At 43.0% G+C, this 26,173-nt stretch carries 23 protein-coding genes; 13 read left to right on the top strand and 10 right to left on the bottom strand.

Annotated elements, in window-relative coordinates:
* Positions 1-309 precede the first annotated feature (309 nt).
* From SWH54_13840 to SWH54_13850, 3 genes are read left to right on the top strand one after another with little or no spacing between them, the layout of a single operon-like run.
* Positions 310-498, top strand: a complete 189-nt coding sequence (locus tag SWH54_13840) for a DUF2080 family transposase-associated protein (protein MDY6792337.1) — start codon at positions 310-312, stop codon at positions 496-498.
* Positions 499-528: 30 nt separating this feature from the next.
* Positions 529-966, top strand: a complete 438-nt coding sequence (locus SWH54_13845) for a GNAT family N-acetyltransferase (protein ID MDY6792338.1) — start codon at positions 529-531, stop codon at positions 964-966.
* Positions 959-1,435, top strand: coding sequence for a GNAT family N-acetyltransferase (locus SWH54_13850; GenBank protein ID MDY6792339.1), 477 nt, complete (start codon positions 959-961; stop codon positions 1,433-1,435). The genes SWH54_13845 and SWH54_13850 overlap by 8 nt, the downstream gene beginning before the upstream one ends.
* 32 nt (positions 1,436-1,467) lie before the next feature.
* On the opposite strand, the gene fdhD is transcribed toward SWH54_13850, so the two are convergent.
* The 9 genes from fdhD to SWH54_13895 all read right to left on the bottom strand — a co-directional run bounded on the left by fdhD (position 1,468) and on the right by SWH54_13895 (position 13,811).
* Positions 1,468-2,277 (bottom strand): formate dehydrogenase accessory sulfurtransferase FdhD, encoded by an 810-nt coding sequence (gene fdhD / locus SWH54_13855; protein MDY6792340.1) that lies wholly within the window; start codon positions 2,275-2,277, stop codon positions 1,468-1,470.
* A gap of 312 nt (positions 2,278-2,589) precedes the next feature.
* Entirely contained in the window at positions 2,590-3,426 is an 837-nt protein-coding gene (locus SWH54_13860) for a hydrogenase iron-sulfur subunit (protein ID MDY6792341.1), read from the bottom strand.
* Positions 3,427-3,477: 51 nt separating this feature from the next.
* Complete coding sequence (locus tag SWH54_13865; protein MDY6792342.1) at positions 3,478-6,600, bottom strand: CoB--CoM heterodisulfide reductase iron-sulfur subunit A family protein; 3,123 nt, start codon at positions 6,598-6,600, stop codon at positions 3,478-3,480.
* Positions 6,601-6,615: 15 nt separating this feature from the next.
* Complete coding sequence (locus tag SWH54_13870; protein ID MDY6792343.1) at positions 6,616-7,785, bottom strand: (Fe-S)-binding protein; 1,170 nt, start codon at positions 7,783-7,785, stop codon at positions 6,616-6,618.
* 25 nt (positions 7,786-7,810) lie between these two features.
* Entirely contained in the window at positions 7,811-8,356 is a 546-nt protein-coding gene (locus SWH54_13875; protein ID MDY6792344.1) for a (4Fe-4S)-binding protein, read from the bottom strand.
* A gap of 17 nt (positions 8,357-8,373) precedes the next feature.
* The gene (locus tag SWH54_13880; protein MDY6792345.1) at positions 8,374-10,380 is read right to left on the bottom strand and encodes an aldehyde ferredoxin oxidoreductase N-terminal domain-containing protein; all 2,007 of its coding nucleotides are present in this window, start codon (positions 10,378-10,380) and stop codon (positions 8,374-8,376) included.
* A gap of 667 nt (positions 10,381-11,047) precedes the next feature.
* Entirely contained in the window at positions 11,048-11,554 is a 507-nt protein-coding gene (locus SWH54_13885) for a 4Fe-4S dicluster domain-containing protein (GenBank protein ID MDY6792346.1), read from the bottom strand.
* 54 nt (positions 11,555-11,608) lie between these two features.
* Complete coding sequence (locus SWH54_13890) at positions 11,609-13,549, bottom strand: aldehyde ferredoxin oxidoreductase family protein (protein ID MDY6792347.1); 1,941 nt, start codon at positions 13,547-13,549, stop codon at positions 11,609-11,611.
* Between the two features lies 1 nt (position 13,550).
* The gene (locus SWH54_13895) at positions 13,551-13,811 is read right to left on the bottom strand and encodes a hypothetical protein (protein ID MDY6792348.1); all 261 of its coding nucleotides are present in this window, start codon (positions 13,809-13,811) and stop codon (positions 13,551-13,553) included.
* Positions 13,812-14,072: 261 nt separating this feature from the next.
* On the opposite strand from SWH54_13895, the gene SWH54_13900 reads away from it, so the two are divergent.
* The 8 genes from SWH54_13900 (at position 14,073) to SWH54_13935 (ending at position 21,959) form a co-directional block, all read left to right on the top strand.
* On the top strand, positions 14,073-15,689 hold the full coding sequence (locus SWH54_13900) for an aldehyde ferredoxin oxidoreductase N-terminal domain-containing protein (protein MDY6792349.1): 1,617 nt from the start codon (positions 14,073-14,075) through the stop codon (positions 15,687-15,689).
* 12 nt (positions 15,690-15,701) lie between these two features.
* Positions 15,702-16,211 (top strand): 4Fe-4S dicluster domain-containing protein, encoded by a 510-nt coding sequence (locus SWH54_13905; protein MDY6792350.1) that lies wholly within the window; start codon positions 15,702-15,704, stop codon positions 16,209-16,211.
* A 54-nt stretch (positions 16,212-16,265) separates the two neighbouring features.
* Positions 16,266-16,679, top strand: coding sequence for a 4Fe-4S dicluster domain-containing protein (locus tag SWH54_13910; GenBank protein MDY6792351.1), 414 nt, complete (start codon positions 16,266-16,268; stop codon positions 16,677-16,679).
* Positions 16,666-17,346: a methylenetetrahydrofolate reductase C-terminal domain-containing protein gene (locus SWH54_13915; protein ID MDY6792352.1), complete on the top strand. Its 681-nt coding sequence runs from the start codon at positions 16,666-16,668 to the stop codon at positions 17,344-17,346. The genes SWH54_13910 and SWH54_13915 overlap by 14 nt, the downstream gene beginning before the upstream one ends.
* 112 nt (positions 17,347-17,458) lie before the next feature.
* On the top strand, positions 17,459-18,907 hold the full coding sequence (locus tag SWH54_13920; GenBank protein MDY6792353.1) for an ethanolamine ammonia-lyase reactivating factor EutA: 1,449 nt from the start codon (positions 17,459-17,461) through the stop codon (positions 18,905-18,907).
* On the top strand, positions 18,900-19,670 hold the full coding sequence (locus SWH54_13925) for an IclR family transcriptional regulator (protein ID MDY6792354.1): 771 nt from the start codon (positions 18,900-18,902) through the stop codon (positions 19,668-19,670). Before SWH54_13920 ends, SWH54_13925 begins: the two co-directional genes overlap by 8 nt.
* 506 nt (positions 19,671-20,176) lie before the next feature.
* Positions 20,177-21,160 carry a hypothetical protein gene (locus tag SWH54_13930; protein ID MDY6792355.1) on the top strand — a complete coding sequence of 328 codons (984 nt, stop codon included), beginning with the start codon at positions 20,177-20,179 and terminating at the stop codon, positions 21,158-21,160.
* Between the two features lie 34 nt (positions 21,161-21,194).
* Entirely contained in the window at positions 21,195-21,959 is a 765-nt protein-coding gene (locus SWH54_13935) for a hypothetical protein (GenBank protein ID MDY6792356.1), read from the top strand.
* 943 nt (positions 21,960-22,902) lie between these two features.
* Here SWH54_13935 and SWH54_13940 read toward each other — a convergent pair.
* Positions 22,903-23,613 (bottom strand): GntR family transcriptional regulator, encoded by a 711-nt coding sequence (locus SWH54_13940; protein ID MDY6792357.1) that lies wholly within the window; start codon positions 23,611-23,613, stop codon positions 22,903-22,905.
* Between the two features lie 587 nt (positions 23,614-24,200).
* Between SWH54_13940 and SWH54_13945 the strand changes: the two genes are divergently transcribed.
* Positions 24,201-25,664 carry a 4-hydroxyphenylacetate 3-hydroxylase N-terminal domain-containing protein gene (locus SWH54_13945; GenBank protein ID MDY6792358.1) on the top strand — a complete coding sequence of 488 codons (1,464 nt, stop codon included), beginning with the start codon at positions 24,201-24,203 and terminating at the stop codon, positions 25,662-25,664.
* Positions 25,665-25,759: 95 nt separating this feature from the next.
* Positions 25,760-26,161, top strand: a complete 402-nt coding sequence (mce, locus tag SWH54_13950; protein MDY6792359.1) for a methylmalonyl-CoA epimerase — start codon at positions 25,760-25,762, stop codon at positions 26,159-26,161.
* Positions 26,162-26,173: the final 12 nt, after the last annotated feature.

Raw genomic sequence — 26,173 nt, forward strand, 5'->3', positions numbered from 1 at the left:
GTACGTTTATTTCCAGATAGGATTGTTAAGTATGGTAACAGGCCCATAGGCAATTCCCCGGTCAAACCTTAGGTTTCATGCTTCGTTGTGCCCAGTCAGGCAGGAAAATTTATGAGAATTATCGCCTATCTGCCACCCCAGCAAAATAGTTTTGCTTCTTTATTTGTTGGTGTCTGAGCGAACAGCCAAAACCTTTTTAGAATATTTTGCTTGACTCATTTCATATGTAGCTGTAATGTAGCTTTAAGACCCAATCTAAACTATTGATATTTTTTTTTATAAATTATATAAAATCAAAGATATTCTATTGTGCCTAAAGAAACCAAAACAGAAAACAACAAAAACTCCGCTGTTAATGCCACAAACAATAAAGTAAAATTCGAGATTTACGGCGAGGAGATGATTGAAAAAAAGGTCAAGTCGAGCGGAAACAGCGGCAGGGTATACCTCCCACCCAACTGGGTGGGCCATAATGTCAAAATAATCAGAATTGATTAACTATATTTTATTTTCCAGAGGCACTGATCGGTGGAAGACGCCCTTATTAGAAAATTAAAGGCCGAAGATGCTCAAGATATCAGCTTAATTTATGCGGGCATCACCCAGGCACCTGTCAAAGATGATTTTATCAACATCATTGAGGAACAGGTGAATAGAAAAGAAGACGCCAGCTTTGTGGCAGAACTTGATGGCAGAGTGGTTGGATATATGATCAGCATCGTCATCTCAGGAGGCTTTGGCATCAAGAAAAGCACCTGGATATCCAATATGGGAGTTAATCCCAAATTTATGGGTCAGGGAATTGGTGAGAGTCTGGCCAAAAAAATATTTGAATTTTCCCGGGAAAAAGGGATTAAAGATGTTTACACTTCGGTTCGCTGGGATTCCCCTGATCTGTTGTCATTTTTCAAAACACTCGGTTTTGACCGAAGCAACTTTATAAATCTCAGGAAGGTTCTTGAGTAAAGGGATTGGAGACCCCATGAGCGAAAGTACCATTAAAGTCAGACTCATGAAGCCTGACGATTTTGACGCGGTAGTCAGGATTGATGAGAAAATACTCCAGTCTCCCCGGCCGGAGTACTATGAACAGAAGTTTGAAAAGCTTTTTAAATCCAAAGATTATTTACCCGTGTCTCTGGTGGCAGAAGAAAAGGACGGAACGGTGGTGGGATTTGTCATGGGAGAGCTCTATCTGGGAGAATATGGTATTTTTCAGGATGAAGCCACCCTGGATACCATCGGTGTTGATCCTGATTACCAGCATAAGACCATAGGTAAACAACTGATAAAGGAATTTATGGATCATCTGGGAAAAGTTGGCGTTCAAAAAATAAATACCCTGGTCGACTGGAACGATTCCAAACTAATCAATTTCTTTAGCGCAAACCAATTTAACCCCTCCAAAACCATTAACCTGGAACGAATCCTTTAATATCGATGAGGAATTGGTGAAGGGACTGTGAATTAAAAAACGATACGGTTTTGGCCACAAACCAATATCAGTTCAGATTTGCCAAAAGCACAGGCAAGTGTCATGTTAAGAGCCCGTCCCATTTCCACGGCAAGGGCGGTGGGTCTTGATTTACTGATCATCATCGGCAGATGCGCTCTGGCCGCTTTTTGCACCAGCTCATAGCTTATCCTTGAAGACAGCACCAGAACGCGGGCTTGAGACAACTTCCTGCTCATCAAGGCTTTCCCGATTGCCTTATCAAGAGCATTATGCCGCCCCACATCCTCAGCAAAAGAGATCATTTCCAGTTGGTTGTCAAATATTAATGCAGCATGTGAGCCCCTGGTTCTCGGATAGTAAGTCTGTTTTTCGGAAAGCTGGTTAACGCAATCAAAAATTCGGTTAATTTCAACCTCAAAACCGTTTTCTGCCGGAGTTAATATCTGATAAAGGTCTTTGATCAGCTCTTTACCGCAAATTCCACAACTGGTTTGGCTGACAAAACCCCTCCTGTCAAGAAGGTGTTGAATTTTTTCGCGCCTTTCAGGTTTGAGTCGAATATCAATCACATTCGGATCCAGATCTTTACAATATCCGATGGTGATGAAATCATCGACGGAATCCGCAATCCCTTCCCCAAGGCTGAACCCGGCCGCATGAAACAACTCTTCCCCAGGTGTCCTCATTACCACTGAATAAGGCTTCTCGTCGATACGAATCAAAAGGGGCTCCTCTCCGATCAATTCAAGCGAACTGTTCCGGCAGACCCCTTTTTTACATCCAACTGCCTGATAAGTTTCAGTAATTTTCCCGGCGCCCAATGGTTCCTGTTCCTTTTATACTGTTTGCCATAAATATGTTCCGTTTTAAATTAGGAAACTGTCTGAGTGTATTAGAAATCGTTAAGAAAGAACTTAAATGCAATATGGTTAATTGATTGTAGCCGTTGTCATACCGAAATTAATTATCATAAAGACAGTGGGTTCTTTCTTTAGGATTTCTTATATACGAGTTTTTCATCGTTTAAAACGGAATATATTTATGAGAAACAGTATAAAGTATACTGCCTCAAGTTTACACCCTCATGAGTTTATAAATTTCTGCCCATGCTTTAATCGGTATAAGAATTTCGTTTATTTCTTTTTACTTTTTCTGACTATCGTTCTTTCTTCTTCAGGAATAGGGAGCGGAACAGGTTCACCGGAAGACTTTTGCACCGCACCAAAGCGGGGGGGGCATGCGTCAAGGCAGGTTCCGCACTTTATACACTTGTCTTGGTCAATGACATGGATCAAGTTCTTTCCGCCTGTAATCGCCTCTACAGGACATCGCTTTGCACAAATCATACAGGCCTGGCACTTATCCGGATCAATATAGTAGGAGGGAACTTCACTGAACAACTCGTCTATCTCTTCACTGGTGAAACAGCCGTCGTACTCGTCTTCGTTTTCAATACGTAAATCCAGCTTCTCCCTTTTTGCCATTTTAATGTAGGGGATCAGCTTTCTAACTTCATCAAGTTTAGCTTTTAATTCATCCTGGGGTAATCCTTCTTTTTTTCCCAGAGGCCCTATCTCCCTCACCTTGTTGACAAACGCATCAGTCACTTCGGTCAGAAGGATTCCATCACCGGAAGACATGAATTTGATGTTTAACCTTTCCGGATTCAGCCCGATGTGTTCCATTAATTTTCTACATAGAAGCACCATGTTTAGTGCGTGGTAATTTCCATGAGTAAGATAGTTGCACTCGTTAAGCCGGCAACCACCAATGAACACCCCATCCATTCCATTTGCAAAGGCTCTGAGTACAAATTCCAGGTCGACTCTACCGGAACACATGACGCGAATAAACCTGCTTTCGGTTGTATATTGCAGTCTGGAAACTCCAGCCATGTCAGCAGCGCCGTACGCTCACCAATGGCAGACAAAACCCAATATTTTTGGTTTAAATTTAAGCCCTGTACTCATTCGTTATCACCTCTTTTATCAGTCATCCCGGCTCTATTTCTTGTTATAACTCTACACATCTCCAATCGCCGCATCCATGGGTGGGTTTATTTGTTCCTCCGGAAGTGCCGCATCAATTTGGCTCAACAGTTCCTCATCGGTAAAATGTTTTAGAAAAATTGCCCCTGTGGGGCACTTTGCGTTACAAAGGCCATCTCCTTTGCAGATTACCGGATTAACCACCGCTTTTTTGCCCTGTTTGGTCTTACGAAACTCTATGGCACCATAGGTACAGGCCGAAATGCATGACCCACACCCCATGCACTTTTTCTCATCCACTTCGCAAACAGAACCGGAAACGGTGACTATATCATGTGACAGAAGGGTTAAGGCCCGGCCTGCAGCACCGTACGCCTGGTTAATCGCTTCCGGTATATGCTTAGGATAGTGAGCGATTCCACAAAGATAAACGCCTTCGGTGGCAAACTCAACCGGTCTTAATTTGACATGGGCTTCTTTGAAAAAATGATCCTCTCCCAAAGAGACTTTGAATAATTGAGATATTTCTCTGTTTGTTTGAGGGGGGATCACAGCAGCGGCCAAAGCAAGATAGTCGGCATCTATGGCAAGTTTTTTGCCTAAAATAAGATTGGCGGTGGTGACCCTTAAAACAGCCCGCCCTCCCTCTTCCACGGCTTCTATCTGAGGTTTATCATCCGGCTCATATCGAATGAACTTGACGTCTTGATTCGACGCTTCCCGGTAATAATCCTCCATTAATCCATAGGTTCTCATATCGCGATAGATAATGGTGATATCCATCTGGGGGTTTAACTGTTTTAGTTTCAAGGCATTCTTAACCGCATGGCTGCAACATACCCTGCTACAGTAATTTCTGTCTTCATTTCTGCAGCCCACGCATTGAATCATCACCAGACTCTTGGCGTTAATCAGCTTTTCTTCTCCTTTGTTGATTTGCTCTCCCAGTTCTAACTGGGTCAATACCCTTTCATCTTTTCCATAAAGGTATTCGGTGGGTTTATACTCATCAGCACCAATGGCGATAACGGCGACCCCGTGTTTTATCTCAGACACCCCTCTTTCAGATTTCACCTGGGTGACAAAGTTCCCCACATAGCCGGTCGCCTCTGTAATACTGGCATCAGTATATACATGTACCAAGGGGTGCTGGTAAACCTTACCTATCACATCATGTAAATAGGCCTGAACATCCATCCCGTCCAGCGTATTATATATTCTTCTTGCTATTCCACCCAGTTCGGCATTCTTTTCCACCAGGTGAACCTCATGCCCCTGTTTGGCAATGGAAAGCGCACAAGTCATCCCGGCGATACCTCCACCAACCACTAACGCTGACTTGTTGACCGGCAGGTCAATTTCCCGCAATGGCTCCAGGTGGCGAACCCGTGCCACCGACATCCGGATGATATCCTTTGCCTTTTCGGTGGCGGCTTCCTTTTCTTTGGAATGGACCCAGGAACAGTGTTCTCTAATATTCGCCATGTCGTAATAATATTGATTCAGCCCCGCCTCCCGCAGAGTATCCCGGAATAACGGTTCAAGGGTCCGGGGAGAGCAGGCAGCCACCACCACTCGATTAAGCCCTTTCTCCTCGATCATGTCTGTGATTTCTTTGGCAGAATTGGTCGCACAGGAAAACAGCTGCTCCTGAGAGTAAACCACATCGGGTAAGGTTAAGGCATACTCAACTGTGTTAGGAACATCGACCACTCTTCCGATATTGGCCCCGCAGTGACATACAAAGACCCCTATCCTTGGCTCCTCTTGTGAGACATCCCTTTCAGGTGGATATATCCTTTCTCTGTTCAGCTTTCCTCGGCGGTAGTCAAGGAACTCACCACATTGGGAGCCGGCTGCGCTGGCGGTAAAAACCGACTCGGGAATATCGGTGGGACCTTGGAAAGCACCACTTACAAATATCCCGGGCCTGGTGGTCTCCATGGGATTGGAAGAAATTGCTTTACAGAATCCGTGTGAATTGAGCTCAATGCCGAACTTCTTGGCCAACTGGTTAAACTCATGGGGGGGGGTCAATCCAACGGAAAGTACCACCATATCGAATTCTTCCTCTTTTACCCCGTCCTCGGGTGTAGAGTACCGTATGGTGACATTGTTGGTTTCCGCTTTCTCCTTTCCAATGGAGACGTAACTTCTGATAAATCGAACACCGGGAAGTTTCTCTGCCCGTTGGTAGAAAAGCTCAAAATCCTTCCCATAGGAGCGGATATCATTATGAAATACGGTGCATTCGGCCTCAGGGTAATGATCTTTGGTCAAAATCACCTGTTTCTGGGTATAGGTGCAACATACGGCTGAACAATAGCTGTGACCGCCTTCGATAATCTGTCTGGAACCGACACATTGAATCCAGGCTATCTTTTGGGGATGCTGCCTGTCGGAAGTACGCAACACCTCACCTTCGTATGGCCCGGTGGCGCACAATACCCGTTCATAATCCATACTGGTCAACACATTCTGCATCTTTCCATAGCCATATTCATTTCTCACCTTAGGATCAAACGGTTCAAGTCCGGGAGACAAAACGATCGCCCCAACTTTGACTTCCACTTTCTCCGGTGTTTGATTCAAATCTATGGCTTCATTCTGACAAACGGCTTCGCAGATATGGCATTTCTTCTCTTTAAGGTAAAGACAGCTTTCATCGATATAAGTAATCAGCGGAATTGCTTGAGAAAAGTATATATGAACGGCTTTATTCTGCGATATATCCTGATTATATGGATCCGGGTATTGGACCGGGCAGTATTCTACACAGGTACCACAACCGGTGCATTTATCCTCTAAAATGTATCTGGGCTTTTTAATCAGGGTGACTGTAAAGTTCGCCAATTCCCCTTCTACACTGTCAACTTCAGTATAGGTCAGGACCTCTATGTTGGGATGCCGGCCGACCTCGACCAGTTTGGGCGAAAGTATTCACATGGAGCAGTCATTGGTGGGAAAGGTCTTGTCCAACTGGGCCATATGGCCACCAATGCTTGGGGCTTTGTCAACCAAATAAACCTTAAAACCGGCAGTGGCAAGATCAAGAGAGGCTTGAATGCCACTGATCCCTCCTCCAACCACCATTACGTCTCCGAAATTACTGTCAGCGTAACTGTTACAAAGCTGTTCAATTTGTTCTTTTTCCACTTCTCTATTTCCTTATCAGGTTTCTTCGGTTCCCATAATCGATTCCTGGATCATTTCCGTGATGTCTTTAATTTCTATCTTTTCGGTCACATCCAGGGTCAATCGGCTATCCTCAAAATTGGCGATGCAGTACGGGCAGCAGGTCACCAGTACTTCAGCCCCGACATCAATCGCCTGTTCCACCCTCAGGTCGGAAAATCTTTCACCTCTCGGGGTTTCCATCCAAATCCTGCCCCCTCCCCCTCCGCAGCAAAGGCTGTCTTCCAGTGAATCAGGCATCTCAATCAGCTCTAAGCCTGGTATTCTGTTTAGGGTCTCGCGGGGTTCGTCATATATACCATTGTGTCGACCCAGGTAACACGGGTCATGATAAGTCACCGCCTTACCACACTCCTGATTAAGCTCAAGCCTTCCTTCACTCACCAGTTCTGATAAAAATTGGCTGATATGAACCACTTCAAAATTCACTTTAAATTCGGCATACTCGTTTTTAAAGGTATGGTAGCAATGAGGGGAAGAAACCAGGATTTTTGTTACCCCGTTTTCAACAAACGTTTTGATGTTTTCCCTGGCCAAGGTTTTGAACAATTCTTCATTACCCGTCTTGCGGATGCTTTCCCCACAGCAATTCTCCTTGGACCCCAGTATACCGAAATCTACCCCCGCCCTTTTAAGTATATTGGCTGTGGCCACAGCCACCTTTTTTATTCTTGGGTCATAGCTGGGGTAGCAGCCGGGGAAGTATAAAATTTCCATCTCTTCGGTAAACGTTTTTACCCCCAGTCCTTCTGTCCAATCGGCTCTCTTTTTTCGCTCTTCATTTAACGGGTTGCCTTCGCCGGTGAGGCTTGCACTCACAGCGCGAATGGGACGAACGGGATCGGGGAAAACCCCAAATTCCGTGGCAATTCTGCGTGCGGATACCCCAATTGCGATTTGATCCACGCCCCTGGGACACCGCTGGGGACATCTTCCACAACTCGTACAGCGCCATATCTCTTCATTTTCTATCTCTGTCAAACCGAACATCGCCTGTCGGACGATCTTGCGCATACTAAAGTCTCTCACCCGGTTCCACGGACAAACAGAATCGCACAATCCGCATTCATAGCAAAATTTGAAGGCTTCTCCACCGGTCTCTTTGATAAGATCGATGACTTCTTCTAAAGGTTCTACAGTCTCCACAGTCTTTTTTATCCCCTTCTTTGGCCTAAATGGTTGAGCCCTTTTTTGACATTCGGGCAACGGTATCCATTATGGTCTGTATTCCATATTTGTCTGCCAATGATTCCAAGCCAATCTCCAGTTCCTCTTGCTCCTCCTCTTCTTCCACTTCCTCTTCCCTTTCCTCGTAAATCAGGGCATCATTTAAACACCATTTCACACACAGGGGCTCATCTTCATCCTCACACATATCGCATTTTAGCGGAAGCCCCGAATCGGGCTCCTTGAACTCGTCTCTGGACGGACATGACGCCCTGCAAAAGGCACATTCTTCGTATTCCTTTCCGTCGATCACATATTTATCTCTGCCCGCACATTCGGCCGGCGTATACTCTCCCGCGTATACCGGAACATATATGTCCTGCAGCGGATATCGAATCACCCGAATACGAGACCTCGCCGGATTATTGCTGCTATATTTGGGTGTAGCGTGATAGGCGGAGCAGATGACCTCACATGCCCGACAGCCATTGCACTTATCCACATCAACTTTTATTGTTTTAATCAGTTTCTTTGTTTTATCACCCTTCAAAGTTCATGCCCTCCACTCTATTTTTTCTTTTTTGCTGCTGAAGCCTTTTTAGCAGAAACATTTTCATCATCCGTCAAGATCCCTCGCTGAAGGAAGTCTTCGCTCACGTAATTCAAACCCAGTTCATTTAAAGACTCCGTGGTGGGAATACCTTCCTCATTCCACCCCTTGAATTGATAGTAGGTATCCAGAAGTTCCTTTTCAAGTTCGGGAAATCTTTTCTTCCAATGGTCCTCAGGGGGTTTCTCATCTTTTCTGCTCATGCCCCTTCTGATATTATTGGCTCTGACCAATGTCCGATACCTTTTGGCGGCCTGGGACAGTTTGTCTTCATCCATATCGATCCCGGCCCCTGATGAGATAAATTTCGGGTAATTGTGTATATGATAGGGAGGTTTAAGCGGAAATGAGGACAAACCGGCGCACATCCCGAGGGCATCATCAATGTAATGCATTTTCTCTTGCCAGTCGACAATATCACAGGACATTTGAACCGTTGGATAATAAGGATTTGAGTTTTCGCCGCGTGGTTCCCAGTCCAGAAAGTACTGCTTGAACTTTTCATCAGGAACCTGAAACCAGTCCTTGACAAACGCTTCTCGATGTTCTCTCTTAGGATAAGGCGCCTGGGGAAACTGTCCTTCAATCTGGGTAATGTTTATCTTTTCGCCGGTACAGTACATTAAAAAATAAACCGGATTCAGCATGGACAGTTTGAGAGGAAGCTGTTCATGCTTCTTAATATTATTGTGGGCATATTCTTCCGCGCCGTTGCCGATCTCTTTTGCCGCCCAATAGGTACCATTGGCCAACACATCTCCTATTCCTTCCCGCCGGACAATTTTATCGAGTAAATAGTAGAATTTTCCCTCATTATCATCTGGCATTTTAGGAAAATCTTTATCCGTCAAAATGCCGTTTTCTAAAAGTTCAAGGGCAAAGGCCATCACTTGCGGGGCAGAGAACCCGTCCACCCCGTACTCCGTAGCGCTTTGAGCGATACCCAAACCAAATTCCAGATTTGACATGGCCGCCATGGTATAGGTCAGCTTGGAGAAACATTTCATCATGTAGGTTGGCCGTCCCGGGGGCGAAATGGTTGCCCCGCAGGTCATGGGACAGTTATAGCAACTGATGAGTCGGGTCCGCATACTGTCCATGGTTTCCATCCATTCTTTTTCGACCTCCTCGTTCCAAAAATCTCTCCTGCGCACGCGGGAGTTTCCCCACATGAAATTTTCGGTGTGCCACTTCTCATCATGGACTTTCATCTCCTGTGGCGATCCAAGGCCGGCTAAAATAGGCATGACCCCAGGGATCGGATTATCATTACGGAATTTAATATATTCCAGCACTTCGTTGCAAAGCGCCATGTATTCCTCCGGTTGGGCGACATGAATATCTTTTGTTCCACGAACAACCACCGCCTTTACCCCTTTGTCTCCCATAACAGCGCCTATTCCCAACCGGCTGGCACTGGAGCGTCCCTGTTCTATGGAAGCAAAATAAACCCTGTTTTCACCTGCCAGTCCGATGGCAGCTACCTGGGCTTTCGGCTCATTCAATTCCTGTCGAATGAGTTCTGCGGTTTCAACAGCGCCTTTTCCTTTCAAATGAGCGGCATCACGTATTTCCACTTTGTCATTGTTTATCCACAAATAAACCAGATCGGGGGATTTGCCGCGAAGGATGACTTTGTCATAACCGGCATACTTCAGTTCGGGTGCCCAAAACCCTCCCATCATGGAAAACGCCATTAATCTGGTCTGAGGAGAAATGGTAGAAACAATGGTACGGTTACATCCTGTGGCTGGTGTGCCACATAAAAGGCCGGCGGCAAATATGAGTAAATTTTCAGGAGAAAAGGGTTCCACTTCAGGAGGAACCCTGTCCCATAATATTTTGGCGTTCGTACCCAGACCCCCCAGATAAAGCTCGGTGTCTTTTGGGTCCGTGGCGACTCTCTCAATGTTTCCCCGGCTCAGATCCACTTCCAAGTTAAACCCTGTCTCTGCATACCTCATTTTTTTCCCCTTATGAATTATCTGAATCCGTAGCAACTATGATGGGCCCTGGTTTTGTGCGGAATGACTTCTTTCTGTAAAAGAGAATCATCTCTAAATGCCCATCAAATAACTTGCCACAATTTTATCTAGACGAACATGCTAACTAAATGCAGTTTTTACAAATGCCTACCAATCTTTCCTGTTTTTTTTATTCTGATATTTAATTACAATGTAGCTAAATTGTAACTACACTGATGCGTATTGGCTGTCAAGCAAAAAAAATCGTTTTTTAAGCGCCTGAAAGTGGTGGCACAGTCCAACTGAAGATAGTAATTCTCATAAATTTTCATGCCAGACCGGGCACAACGAAGCAGCAAACCTAAGGTTTGACCGGGGAATCGCCTATGGGCCTGTTACCATACTTGACAATCCTATCTGGAAATGAACGTACGGCAGCTATCTCGCTTCAATTAGTTTTGAGCCGGCCACAGGAGGACAGAATTCCACGCTGGCATTGACCGTGTCTGCCTGTATGGGTTTAACTGAGAAGATAGGGGGCGTGTAACACACTGTTCTTATTAGTTAAGTGTTGTAACCAGCCGCAGAAGGTTTAAGAAAAAACGTTTAGGATAAGTTTGAAAGAAACCGGGGGCTGTCCTCAATGATGAAACCCCCGGTTTTTCGTTTATGCGGCAGCTTGGAGGTCAGACGCCTTTTTTTGTGCAGCTGAAAGCTTTTTTGCAGCCTCTTTCTGTTTCAATACGGCAACATCGGAAGCATCGACGTACTCTATGGCGTTCACTTCGCAAAAACGAACGCACTGGGGGTCGCCGTCGCACAGATCGCACTTGGCTACTTTTCTATCAATATAGTTGAAGGTCATGGCTCCGAAAGGACAGACAGACACACAGGTGCGACATCCGATACAAATGTCATAATCAACTTCCACCCGGGCCAATTCGTCATTACGGAAAATTGCTTTTACCGGGCATGCATTCATACAAGGCGCGTCCTGACACTGCTGACATGACATGGGGATATACAGGCCCTCCTGTTCCCATTTCATCACCCTAATACGACTTCGAATGGGATTGGATATGCCGTCATGCTTTACCGCACAAACAAGTTCGCATAGCCTGCAACCGGTGCACTTTTCATAATTTATCATCAGAACTTTATTATTGGGTTCCATCGATTTTCTCCTTTAAAACCAAAAATCATAAATTTTAATATGTTCGCATACGAATCACAAAAGATGAGACGGCTCTTTGTTAATACCCAGTCTTTTTAGTGTCTTTGGTTTTGGAACGCCGTTTTTATCAAAACCCTTGTGTTCATATAGTTCATCAACCATTTTAATAAACTTGTCCTTGTCAATTTTTTCTCCGATTACATCCGGAGCCCCACGTCTGCATGGTTCATCAAAATAGCGATGATTTAGCATATCTCCCTTAGCCAGATCATTTCTAGTCAAACCTTCTCTAATATTGAACAACCTTTCAAGATTATTGCATCTTTCCGCTATTTCCCAAATTTCTGTAGGAGTCAGTTCCAGACCGGTATTGTAATAAATCACTTTAGACCAGTCCTCAAAATTTGGAAGCGTTGCCCCTAAAAAGGTTGTATGATATTTGCATATACCGAGACAATCTACAGCCATGTAACAGTTTTCCTGCCAGAAAACCTGCCATGGTTTGCCCTCGTAAGACGTATGCTCCGAACTCAGGGGGCCATCATAAGGAACCGGATTGCTATAAATTTTTCTTAACACTTTCTCCGGTAGATGATAAAGATCAATGGCAGGACGACTTCTCAAATGATCAGAACCTCTGGAGGCAGTGGCAACATTAAGTGCCAGAGCAGGAGTGGCCCTTTCATCAGAGTGGAGGTTGTTCATACCTTTAACCTGGATCAGATAGTCAAACGAATTCTTTCCGATTTTTTCAGCAGCAGGAATTCCGCCGTCCGCCAGTGTATCACCCAGCCATCCCTTTCTGAAACATATTCGGTGAACCATTTCAAGAAGCGCTTCGTCATTTCCAAATTTCAAATCCAGACCGTCGGTTTCTTTGGTGGTAATTATTCCCAGTTCATAGAGTTCCATGGCCCATGAAATAATGCTTCCAACTTCAAGGTTGTCCATGCCATACTGATCCACCAAATGATTCCCGGTTAAAACGGTTTCTGCACTCTTGCAATCCGGTTCTCCGCCAAAAGCGCCCTGTGAGGTGTATTCCGGCCCTTCATCATATTTCCCTGCATAGGGGCCTGAAGGGATTTTGTACTGGGCACGGCAATGTACCTGACAGCCGAAGCAACCGGTCATATGATACGGTCCCATGGTTTCCTCACAAATCTCATCAATGCGCTCAGGCTCGATATCATCCGCATTTAAGCATTGGTTATACTGAAAATTTCGCGTTCTTATTCCGCCCCATGAATTGGTTGCGCCCCAAATAAAGGGTGTCCCAAGGGTTCCCTGGGTCTGGTTGACTTTGGCGCTTGTAATCTGATCAATAAAGCGCTTGTTATATTCGAAGGCTTCGACCGGATGTGCGATCTTAATATCCATGGTCCCTCTGACGGCAACAGCCTTGAGGTTTTTTGAGCCCATTACGCAGCCCATGCCTGTTCTTCCAGCCGAATTTTTTATTCCGGTCATTACATTGGCAAATCTTACCAGGTTTTCACCCGCAGGACCGATGACGCAGCTTTTTACCTCCTGATCGCCGAGTTCATCTCTTATGGCCCATTGCGTTTCAGTGGTGGTTTTTCCCCACAGGTTGGCGGCATCAAGTATTTTTATTTCACCATTGTGAATAAAAAGGTACACCGGTTTCTTAGCCTTTCCCTTTATGACCAAGTGATGAAATCCCGCCCATGCCAGCTCGGGGGCAAAAAAACCACCCATGTTGGCACTGCCGAGGAGTCCGGTCAGTGGAGATTTGGCCATAATATGTGTTCTTGCCGTTGCAGAAGCACATGTGGCAGTTAAGATGCCTCCGCTTATCATGAGTGTGTTGTCAGGTCCGAGAGGATCGCAACCCTTTTTGGTATGATTCAAAAGCAGATATGCGTCCAGGCCTCTGCCGCCTAAAAATTTCTTTCGTATATCGAGCGGGATAGGCTTTGTTTCAATCTCTCCGGTGGAGAGATTGATATATGCTATCTTTCTGTTTAATGCCATATTACTTTCCCTCCTTTTTCGCAAATGCCTCTTCGGCGATTTTACGGTTTACGTCCCAGACAGGCCCGCGTATTCTTGGCAGGTTTGGATTCACCCAGAACAATCGGTATTCCATCCCGCATATGGGGCACTTGACATGTTCTGATCCCGGATCAGGGACAAGCCTTTCCATGCAACTCGGGTTATGGCATCTCACCTTTCCAAAAGACCGTGTTTTACGCAAGGTTTCAGCGGCCGACTTTTTATCTCTGTCAATGGCCATGGTATTCTCCTTTCCATCTTGGGCAATATTAATAAAGTTCATCATAATGAACTATTTTACTATTATCATACAGTAAAAATACGTTCTGTCAAGCAAAAAAATACTATTTTCATAACAATTTCCAATAATATAAGAATTTAGTATTGACATATTTATCGCCAAAGTTATAACATGATCGATAGATATTTGTTCAATATAATGAACATAGGTTTGCAAATTACCGTTTTTTAGGGTTTGACTTTTAGCTGGTAAGGATAACAAATGGCATTAAATCGCAAAATTGCCTATATCGACCTGAATCGAAAAAAAATTGACATAACCCCCATCCCTCTGCAATGGAGGCGACGATTTTTAGGGGGTAGAGGTATCGGCGCTTACCTGTTGCTTAAGCATGCGTCTCCCAAATGTGATGCCCTTGGCTCTGATAATGTAATCGTTATCAGTACCGGTTTACTGGGGGGCACATTGGCCACCCTTTCAGGCTGCACCTTTGTAATGGCCAAATCTCCGCTTAGCAATCTTTTATGCAACGTTCAACTGAAAGGATTGTTTGCCTCTGAAATACGCTGGGCGGGTTTTGATCACCTGGTTATCACGGGTTGTGCAAGAAGGCCGGTATATCTTTATATAAATAATGGTACGGTAGAAATCAGAGATGCCAAAAAGGTTTGGGGAAAAAATGTGTCTAAAGCACATGAGCAAATTCGGCAGGAACTAAAAAATGAAGACATCCGAATGATAGGCATCGGCCCTTCAGGCGAAAACCTGGTAAGGTTTGCCACCCTGACAACCGATGAGAACGCTATTTCGGGCCGTACAGGTATAGGAGCGGTATTTGGTTCAAAAAACATTAAAACCGTTGTCTGCCGGGGAACCATGGATTTGGAAATAAAGCGGCCCGATGATGTTCTGAAATTCAAAACAAAAAACGCTGGCCAGGCAGACGACATACAGAAAAAAAACGTAACCCAAACAGATCAATTGGAGCAGAAAATAGCTATAAGAGATATTACGCCATCCAAGCTTACTGATTGCGGCTTCAATTCGTTTGCAGAAAGTAAGTTTCTGACCAGAGAGCTCGGAATGGATCCTCTGGCGGTAAGTGGAATGCTCAACTGGGCGTTTACTTTATTTGAGAAAGGTAATCTCAAGGCAAATAAAGCAAACAGCTTAAAATTTAACCCGGAAAACCCTGATTCTGTTGGGGAAATGATTAAACATATCGCCTATCGCAAGGGGGTGGGGAATATCCTGGCAAAAGGATCATTTCGAGCTGCGGCAATAATCGGATATTCGTCCCTAAATTATTTTGCTCCGGTGAAATGGTTGATCAAACTATATTCAGAAGATCCGCTACCTGCAAACTTTGCAAGCTTGATGCCAACCGGCAAAGATACCGACATAGTTGAACCGGATGGCCTTGAGCCGCTGGAAGGAAATGCCGGTTCCATCACTCTGGATGAAATAAATGAAATGATATTAAACTGTTTGGGAATATTTGTTGAAAAAGGCCTGGTTTCCTTGTTCGATGGTGACCCGCTCAAACGACTGATCGAACAGATCCGTTTCAATACCGGTTTGAACTTTGATGCGAATGAACTGAAAAAGATTGCCTGCCGCTGTTATGCGCTAGAACGGTTATTCAATATTGGAGAAGAGGTCACCTGGCGAAACGATTTTCATCCGGATTGCAGTTTTGATGTGCCATCAGGATTAGAAATGACCGGCCCCATGTGGGACAGTATCGATCTGAAAGAGTTTAAACGCAAGGTTAGCAAATATTACCGGCAGCGAAGATGGAGTAAAAAAGATCTTTTAAAGGCAGGGGTATTTAAAAAACTTGAAATTGATGACCTATGGCCATCGTTAAGAAGATAAGGAGCCCACTCCATGACATCCAGGGTGCTTGTTGCAGATCTCAAAAAATGTACAGGGTGCAAACAGTGTGAACTTGCCTGTTCATTAAAACAGACCGGGGTAATTAATCCGGTCAAGTCCTGTATTCACATTATCGATTGGAATCATGAGGGCATTTTTTTGCCTGTATTCTGCCAGCAATGTGAAGATGCGCCTTGTATGGCTGTTTGTCCCAAAGATGCCATCTATCGTGATATAAAACTGGAACGGATGGTGATTAATTACGATCTTTGCGTGGCATGCAGGATGTGCGTTTTTACCTGTCCATTTGGCGCACTGGGGTTTGATCAGGAAAAAGCCAAGGTTTTAAAATGTGATCTTTGCGATGGAGACCCGCAATGTGTCAAGTTTTGCGATACCGATGCACTGTCTTACCTGGATTCATCTGTGTTTCAATACCAGACCACAAGCAAAACAGCACTTATGTTGAAGAGTGCGACCGACAGAAAATTCGGTCACACTTCACCGCCGGTTGGCCGATAAAAGAGTTAAAGCGGATTCATATCCAACAGCCATATATTTTTAGGAGAAATAGTAATGCTTTATTTCAAGGTAAACGAAAGATGCAACGGATGTTTGGCCTGTGTTCAAAACTGTCCGGCCAACGCCCTGGCTTTCAAAGACGAGGGGAACAGGCGGACCATCTTGCACAATATGGCACGATGCGCCCGTTGCGGCACCTGTTGGAGAGTATGCCCTCAAGACGCGATTGAGTTTCAGCATATGCTAAAGAATCAATGGGATGAGGTCGTCACGTTGGATCTAGTTCGCTGTAAGATATGCGACGAACTTCTTTATACTGTCGACCTTGAAAAGACTCTTTCTAAAAAAAACAATAAAAAAGCCGAGCCTCTGTGTTCCAGACACAAAGAAGCTCATTCACTAAAAACAGCGGCATGTTTTTTCCCCGGTAAAAAAAGACAGGAAGAGGTGAAAAATGATCGTCGGTGATTTAAAACCCTTAGATGAAATTGTTTCCTCCATTGCCGATTACCGTAAAGTGATGGTGCTGGGTTGCGGCAGTTGTGTGACTGTCTGCCTTTCCGGAGGTGACAGAGAAGTTAAAGCTCTTACCAGAGAACTCTCGCGAACCAGACATTATCAGGGAGATCCTCCCTGCTTTGAAGAAGGCACCATCCTAAGGCAGTGTGAACAAGACTTGGTTAAGGCGTATCAGGAAATCTCACCGGATGTTGAAGCTGTATTGTCGCTGGCCTGTGGTGCAGGTGTCCAGATCGTGGCGGATGTATTTGAGCCTTTACCGATTATTCCTGCATTGAATACAACATTTATCGGCGCTTCAACAACCCCCGGCATTTGGCAGGAAATGTGTCAAGGATGCGGCGACTGCATGCTTTCCTTTACCGGCGGGATATGTCCGGTGGCACGATGTTCAAAGGGTCTTTTTAATGGGCCATGCGGCGGTTCTCAGGGGGGGCGTTGCGAAGTTAATCCTGAAATTCCATGCGTCTGGGCTTTGATTTACTATCGATTAAAAAAACAAAATAAACTTCACTTATTGCATGAAGTTAGACAGCCGAAAGACTGGAGACCCGGAGGGGCCTCGGGCCCCAGAGAGCGGAAACGAACGGGAATTGCCGGAAGCCCTGGAATGTGAAATTCTGCAGGCTGGCAAATGCACGGTGGTATATGGCTTTTCCAGGATAAAACGAGCTGGGATTGCAAAATTTTCCAACCTGCCAGCTAAGTATAATAAAAAGTGAAACTTCATGAAAAAAATGGACGTAAATGAAATTGAATTACTCAGTGTGGGTATAGATATAGGAAGCTCGACCAGTCATCTGGTATTCTCCAAGCTGTTGCTGGAAAGAGATGAGCAATCTCCGACCCGTCGGTTTATCATTGTAAATAGAAACATAATTTATGAGGGAAAAATCATAGACACACCCCTATTGAACGACCATACCATTGATATAGCGAAATTAACCGATTTTTTTAAACAAGAGTATAAGCACGCGGGAATAGATCCCGCTGAAGTTCAAACCGGTGCGGTTATAATCACCGGCGAAACCGCCAAAAAACAAAATGCAGAGGAAATCGTAGAGACATTATCCAATGATGCGGGAAAATTTGTTGCGGCAACCGCAGGACCGAATTTCGAAAGCGTGATTGCCGCCATGGGTTCCGGCGCAAGAGATCGATCCCAAAAATACAACAAAACAATACTCTGCTGTGATATCGGTGGGGGAACCTCCAACATTGCCCTATCGGTAAATGGCAAAATCGCATCTACCGGTTGTGTCTCTGTCGGAGGGAGACTGATCGCCTTGGATTCTGATGATAAAATTTCGCGCATCACCGATCCTGCGGAAACACTTATGGAAAACCTTGGCCTGGATTATCAAATTGGAGATCGAATCCTGAAAAAGGATATTGATCAAATCGCTGAAACCTTTGCCCAAGTACTAATCGAGGTCATTACCGGACAGCCGATTTCTCCTTTAGCTGAAAAGTTGATCATCACAAATAATCTCGATTTTACCAACCGCATCGATGAATATATGTTTTCAGGGGGTGTCGCGGAACTCATATATGGCGGCAATGGTCATCACCACGACATGGGGCAAATTTTAGCCGAAAAAATTAATTTGCTGACGCCCAAATTAACCTCTCCGGTGATAGAACCGCTGAATAAGATTAGAGCCACTGTCATTGGCGCAGGCGCGCATTCGCTGTCAATTTCCGGCTCATCAGGATTTATGGATGATAAACTCAATTTTCCCATAATAAATATCCCTGTCATCAAGGTGAATATAGAGCATGCAAAATTAAGTGCTTCACATGTCATATCAGAGATAACGGCATCATTTCAGCGTGTTGATTTAGCAGAAGGAAAAGAAACGGTCGCATTGTACTTTAAAGATTCCATAAGGAATTCTTATCCTGAAGTGGAATTATTTGCCAAATCTATTGAAGCGGCTCTTCCCAATTCAATTGATAATGGAATACCCATTATCTTAATCTTTGAGAATGATATTGCGTGCAGCGTAGGGAACGTTATGCGCCGGGAAACCGGATTGAAAACCAATTTGCTGACCCTGGATGAATTGGACCTTAAAGAAGGAGATTGGATCGATATCGGTAAACCTCTGGTTGGCAATCAGGTATTTCCCGTTACGGTTAAATCTCTCGTTTTTAATATGGTGGATAATGGCTGAAAAATATCAGGCCCCAATAGTAAAAAAGGCATTTCAAATATTAAGGCTGATCTCCGGCACTGACAGGGGGCTTAAGATTAGTGAGTTGTCAAGAAATTTGTCCATAAGCAAAAGTACCGTGCACGGAATTACCGCTGCATTGGAAGAATTGGGGGCCATTACCCGCGATCCGCTGACAAAGAGATTCACCCTGGGTTTTACTCTCTTCGAGTTGGGTCGGTCGGCCTATTCCAGGATAGATATAAAGGATCTGGCCCGACCCTTTATGCAAGATCTGATGGAAAAAACGCAGGAATCCGTCTTTCTCGGCGTCCGAAATGGGGAGCATGTCACCATCATTGATATAGTCGAATCGATGCAAGACCTTAAGATTACCTCTCCCATAGGTACCACAATTCCGCTTATGGCTGGGGCCACGGGAAAAATTTTTCTATCGTTGCTGGGGAAAAACCAAATCATCCAAATCATAGAATCAAAAGGTCTTCACCAATATACGGAAAACACAATTACAGATCCCGATTTATACCTCAACGAAATATTAAAGGTAAAAGAAAAAGGGTATGCCGTGGACAATGAAGAGTATATCTCTGGAGTCAGCGCGGTAGCCGCACCTGTTCAAGTAAAAGGACATTTGAAGTCGGCGGTCTGGGTGGTGGGGTTTAAGGCAAGTATTGATGAAGACAAATTGAACACCCTGGCAAAACAAACAAAAAATACGACCGAATTGATCAGCCAAAAAATCGAGCAGCAAACATCTAAATAACTCACGCTTCGAATCCCCTATCTACCAGCAGTGACTTTGATTGCCACCCTTTGGCGACATACTCCGCTGGATATTCATTTGCCGGCAAAAGCGAACATTTCATCTGCTTGCCACCCAATCCACCCGTGAATATTGACATATTTTAAAGTCTATGTTATTATTTAAAATATTTTGCCAGCTCCCTGTCGTTCATAGCCAATATTATCATTTACATGCAGGTGAATCCTAGGCAAACAGTAAGTTGCCGTTTCTGTTGAAAAATGTTTTTCCTGATTTGGCAATAGCCTGCTAAGATGACCCTAATTCCAAATAATTTATATCCTTGACACACCATTTATTTTTAAATATAGAAAGTCGCTTAACGGCCATAAATTTATTAAAAAACATACGATAGCGATTCTGCCATAATAAAAATGGCTAATTTGTATCTTATTTTTTCAATTACAAACAGTTTTTCATTTAATCCAAGCTGCTTTTCCAACTTTTTTTGAGGAGGAAGAAAAAAAATGTATAAAAAAAGTCAAGTGGGTCAAAACGCAAAAATAGATGCAAAAAATAATATTCCCGGTATTAATGATGAAAATCCTTCTCAATTTGAGCAGGAGTTGATGGCAATGGCCCGACACGAAGCGCGCCAAGTCACCACCAAGTATGGTCCCCAGTTGGAAAAACTCAATGGGAAACACAAACCTTTGCTTAAAGATTACCAGCGGATCTCCAAGGACTATGATGCCCACTCCACCAAGATTGAACGGAGTGAGCCCAGCGTGGAGCTATCCAGGGGGAAATATTACGTTTTGATGTTTCTGTTCGTTCTGGGAGAAATTCCTATGAATTCTCTTGCTTTTGCTGTGTTCGGCGAAAGCCAGATATTCACCTGGATTATGGCGGTGGGCGTAGCAGTGGCCATTCCCTGGATTGCCCACGCCGTGGGTATTCTATTAAAACGGGGCTCTACGCCATGGTGGAAGAGCGGAATCGGTGTTGGGGCGCTGTTTTTTCTTACCATAGCTGGTCTGCTTGCCATCGGTTACGTGCGGGTTCAATATTTAGGAGATCTTTCCGAAGCCGGGGCGGTGGGCAGTTTCGGTAGTAGTAAATTCATAGGTGCGGCATTTGTCGGACTGAACCTGGTGATTTTGGCTGCAGCCACATTATGCTCCTACTTTGCCCATGATAAAGACCCCATGTTGGAACATTTGCACCGTAGGACCAATCAAATCAATAAGTCCATGCGTACCATTGAAGCCAAACACAATGAAATTCTGACTGAGCAACAGCAAGAAATTAACCGGATTCATCAAGAAGCCCAGGAACTGATCTATCACTATCGAAAAATCAATCAGCGGGAACGTCCTGATCACACAAAACCAAAGTCTTTCGAAAAAGAACATGAGATAGACGTTGATTTTGAACAACAGGAAAACACCAAGGAACTGCTAAACGCAACTACCGCATTGCGTCGTTCCGAGGTACCAAATAAAAAATAAAACAATTTCATGAGATTTAAGGAGGTATACCCCAATGAGACAGTGGAGATATAAACTCTTTGTAATCATTTTTATCACTTCTTTCCTTTATTTGGGTTCAATGAACCGAAATGCAGATGCGGCTTCGCTATTCGGCAAAGATAAAAAGCCCCCACGGGTAATAGTTGTTTTGGTCGACATGTCGGGGAGCACCAACAAAGCGCGTCGCACAGTTTATCGAAATGCGTTTGACAAAATTTATAAAAACCTGCGCCAAGAGGATCGTATTGTGGTGGGAACCATTACGAGCCACTCGTATATTGACTTTAAACCGGCAGTGGATGCGGAATTCCCCAAGCAAACCATATGGGATAACCGCCTTCAATACGAACAAAAATTGGCCAAAACCAAGAAAAACGTCCGGCAATCTGTCGAACGACTCCTGTCTCGCAAGAAAGGGACTCCGTATACGGAAATATTAAACTCTTTGAATGTGGCCGATACACTCTTACATAAGGAAAAACGAAAAAAAATCCTGGTAATCCTCTCTGATATGCTCCAGGATTCAAAGCAGTACAAATTCGAACGCTACAAGATCACCAACAAATACATTGCCAATGTGATTCGAAACCAAAAAAGACAAAACCTCATCCCCAACCTTGCTGATGTTAAGGTATATGTGGCTGGAGCCAGCGCTTCCAATTCTAAAAAGTTTCGATCCATACAGAAATTTTGGGCACGTTACTTCACCGAAAGTAAGGCAGATTTTTCCACTCATCGCTATGGTCATTCCCTTCTCGAATTTGAAAAGGAATCATAGGCTTTCTTAGGGTTATTGGGGCATGAGATGAAACGCCAATAACAAGAATCGAATTTAAAAAGGCAAAAATAAAGGCTGTTGAAAAGTGACTTTTTCAATGGCCTTTTCTGTTTTGGTGGGGCATAAGGGAGGTTCTTGATACATTGATTGCTTAATTTGCAGGAGTTCTGATAAACGCAATAAAGTCTTAAAGCACTGGATGGGTGTAATCCATCGAATTTAATGGTGCGCCCGGCAAGATTCGAACTTGCGGCCTACGGATTCGTAGTCCTAAATAGAAAAAATCGAAATTTTCAATATTTTTAACATGTTGATTATAAACATTTTTTAACTTAACTTTTGGTTTCGTTTGGAACCATTTGGAAAAATTTGACCTTGACGGGCACAATTTGGGCACAATTTTTTAAACATCAGCTAACACTACCCTTCAAATTATCTCCATAATATATATTTTGCGTGGATACCCTCCGAGTAAATTCTAAAATCTTCACCAATTTTAAATGGCAACTTTCATCAGGCAGTATCGTAGAATTTGCACTTATCGAAAACGTTATTACCTTTGATAACAGCCCCGATTTCAGCCTTCACCTTGCGTTGTCTTATCCGTTTTAAAAAATCATATTTAATCAGAGGGCAACCTGTTCATTCACCTAAGAATTTACTTATTTGATTGCAGGCTTCTTTATAACCCTCGGCAATAGCTTCTTGGGCACGATTGTATTCAAGGAACTTGAGATGACCCAGATTAGGTTGAATCAGGATGTCCGGAGGATCGGTTTTCAGCCTTATGGCTGTGTTTTGCAACCATCTGGTGTCAAAAGCCTTTCAGCGCTTTCTACCATCCGCTTGCTGGTAATAACCGAAAAATATTTCTATTGATATCCTTGCCGTTAAAGTTTTATCTTCGACATCTTGAATCTTAAATACACCTGCCTGTCCAAAATCATTTATGATCAGAATTCATTATTGAATTGTGATATTTTATAATTTTCTCAGATTTTAAATACTTATTCATCAGACTTGAAAGATGGGCTTTTAAAATCCTAACCGATAACGCGCTGTTTCTGGTTTGAATCGCTTTAAATAATTCCTGATGCTCCTCGTCAGATTCTATTATAATGTCTGGCAGGTTTTTCTTAGCAACATATAGATATCTCACCATCTTCTCACAAAGATTAAAATAGACATCATCTATCAATTTGTTACCAAGTTTATTTACAATCATTTTATGAAAACATAAATGATTTTCAAGTGCTGAAGCTTCGTCTGACTTTTTAATTTGCTCAACAGACATCTTTGTGACTGCTTCAAGGTCGTTAATGTCTGTTTCTGAATATGAATCAATTTTCTCTCTTAAACAAAACAATTCTATCGCGATTCTCATTTGAAAAATATCTTCGAATTCTGTAGCTGATAGCGTAGAAACAAAATATCCTCTATATGGACTGGCATAGACGAAACCTTCGGATTCCAAACGCTGAAGCGCATCACGCACAGGGGATTTACTAACTCCCAATTCATGTGCAAGAGATTTCTCACTAAGTTGCTCTCCTGGCCTCAGGTTCAATCCGGTAATTTCCTTCTTGATAGCTTCATAAACTCTATCTTTAAGAAGCTGAAAATCTTCTATTTTCTTTATTTGGTATTTTGGCATCTTCAAGTCTCTTAAATATTTTAATTGTCTGGTTAATATAATAAATATCGGTAACTTCTCAATAAATTCGGAATCCAGTGGATAGCCTGGATAGCCGCAAAATATGATTTGCCAGGACTTATTGAGTTACAAATATCGCATATAATGTTTTAAATATTATATGCGATATTTTTCTATTGTCAATAGACTGTCAGTATAATCTATTTATTAGTATAGTTATACACACATCAGTTTTTCCATAAATCTCCCCGGCAATTACATAGCGCTTACAAGTAATACTATGTTCCAAATAACGTGCGACCCGTGCAGTGGCCTCCCATAATTAGCTCCCTCTCTGAACATAGAAATTTTTTAATAATTATTTCTTGACAACCTTAATTTATTATTATATTCGATATCTAATATATCGGATATAAAAGGACTATTAAATAATATATAGAAATTATTTACTTCAGTGAAGACTTTATTGGATGAAATATTATTGTGACTCATTATATAAATATGCTTGGCAGCTTGCCTTAGCAAATCTCCAAATGCTTTGCTAAAGCACTAATTAAACAACAAATAGATGACAATAAGGAGGAAAAATGACATTAATGACAGGACAACAGTATAAGGATAGCATTAAGGACATGAATATTAATCTTTATTGTTTCGGAGAAAAAGTTGAGAATCAGCTTGAACATCCCCTTTTTAAACCCGCTATTGATGCAGTAGCCTTAAGCTATGATCTGGCAAATGATCCCGATTATCAAGATAAAATAACAACAACTTCACATATTACCGGTGAACGAATCAACTTTTTTACCCACCTCTACCAGAATGCAGAGGACTTTGTAAAACGGTTGGATCTTATGCGCGATCTTCTTCATTACCATGGTATGTGTACAGGAGCGCGATGTGTTTCAGGGAATATCGCTAATGGCCTTGAATCGGTTACTTACGAAATAGACAAAAAGAATGGTTCAAATTATTATGAAAGATTTCGTAAATATTGGGAAAAGGTACAACGTGAGGACCTTGCGGTCGGGGGATATATTACCGACCCAAAAGGTGATCGAAGCAAAAGACCTTCCGAACAAAATAATAAAGAAGCATATATGAGAGTAGTTAAACAGAATAAAGATGGAATCATCGTACGTGGTGCAAAATTTATGATTTCCGGAGCATCTATTGCACATGAGGCATTGATAATGCCTACCAGAGGAATGAGGGAAGATGAAACATCTTATGCTGTGGCTTTTGCCGTTCCAACGGATACAAAGGGGTTGACTTTAGTAGAGCAATTCCCTTCTCCGGATTTTCGACGCATTGCTCCGGGTGCGAAGGGAATGGATTATGGTAATGTAAATTATGGAGTATATAATGCAGCAAATATTTTTTTTGATGATGTGTTTGTGCCATGGGACAGAGTATTTATGTGTGGCGAATACGAGTTTACGAATACTTTGGTCAGCAGAGTTGCGCCAACTTTTAGATGTGTAACAGGTTCCTGTAAATGTGGACATCGTGATCTTCTTTTAGGAGGCTCGGCGATAATGGCGGATTTCAATGGCGTAGGCAAAGCTGGTCATATTAAAGAAAAGCTTTCCGAAATGAGCTATGAGAGCGAGTTATCTTATGGATGTCTGATTGGTGCGGCTTATAAAGGATTCAAAACAGAGTCGGGCAACTATTTCCCGAGTGCTCTATATGCCAATGTTGGTAAATACCAGGCAAGCAAATCTCTGTGGTATTGTGCTCGGATGGGGGTTGATATGACCGGAGGGCTGGTAATGAGTATGAATACAGTTAAGGATTTAGAAAATCCCGAAACAGGGCCGTTTATAAATAAATATTTAGAAGCTAATCCTGAAGTGTCTGCAGAAAACAGAATGAAAATGATAAGAATGATGGAATATTTGACAGGTATTGGAAACATTCTGGTAGCTGAATCATCTCAAGGAGGAGCTCCAACAGCAAGTCAGCAATTAGTAATAAATGTTGAGCTTAGAAAAAAGATAGAAGAGTATAAAAAGTGTGTTCTCGACTTGGCTGAAGTAAAAAAATAGATTAAAGACAATTTGATATGAGCGTCTTATTTATAAACAAATATAGCGATCATTCGAATGATAGTACGTTAGAATAAAAAACAGGGGAAAAAGGGATGCTGAAGAAAATTGATCATATAGCAATAGCAGTAAAGGATATTGAATCGGCAGAACGCTTTTTTACAGCAAATTATAATTTAGTCGCATCATCAAAGGATACAATTGGTGACACAAAGGTATGCTTCTTCAAGATCGGTGACACATGCCTTGAGTTAGTTCAGTCAGTAACACAGGATGGCATAATATCGAAACATATCGAAAAGGAAGGGGAAGGAATTCATCACATTGCTTTTGTAGTTGAAGATATCAAAGCTTCTATAGAAAAAGTAAAATCAAAGAAAATAAAATTAATTGACAATAAACCAAGACCCGGTGCTAATGGCACTCAGATTGCATTTCTTGATCCTATGGACAATTACGGAATATCAATTGAATTTGTTGAACTGTCAGAAAAATAAGTATGAATAATT

The organism is Thermodesulfobacteriota bacterium (assembly GCA_034189135.1).
Lineage (GTDB): Bacteria > Desulfobacterota > Desulfobacteria > Desulfobacterales > JAUWMJ01 > JAUWMJ01.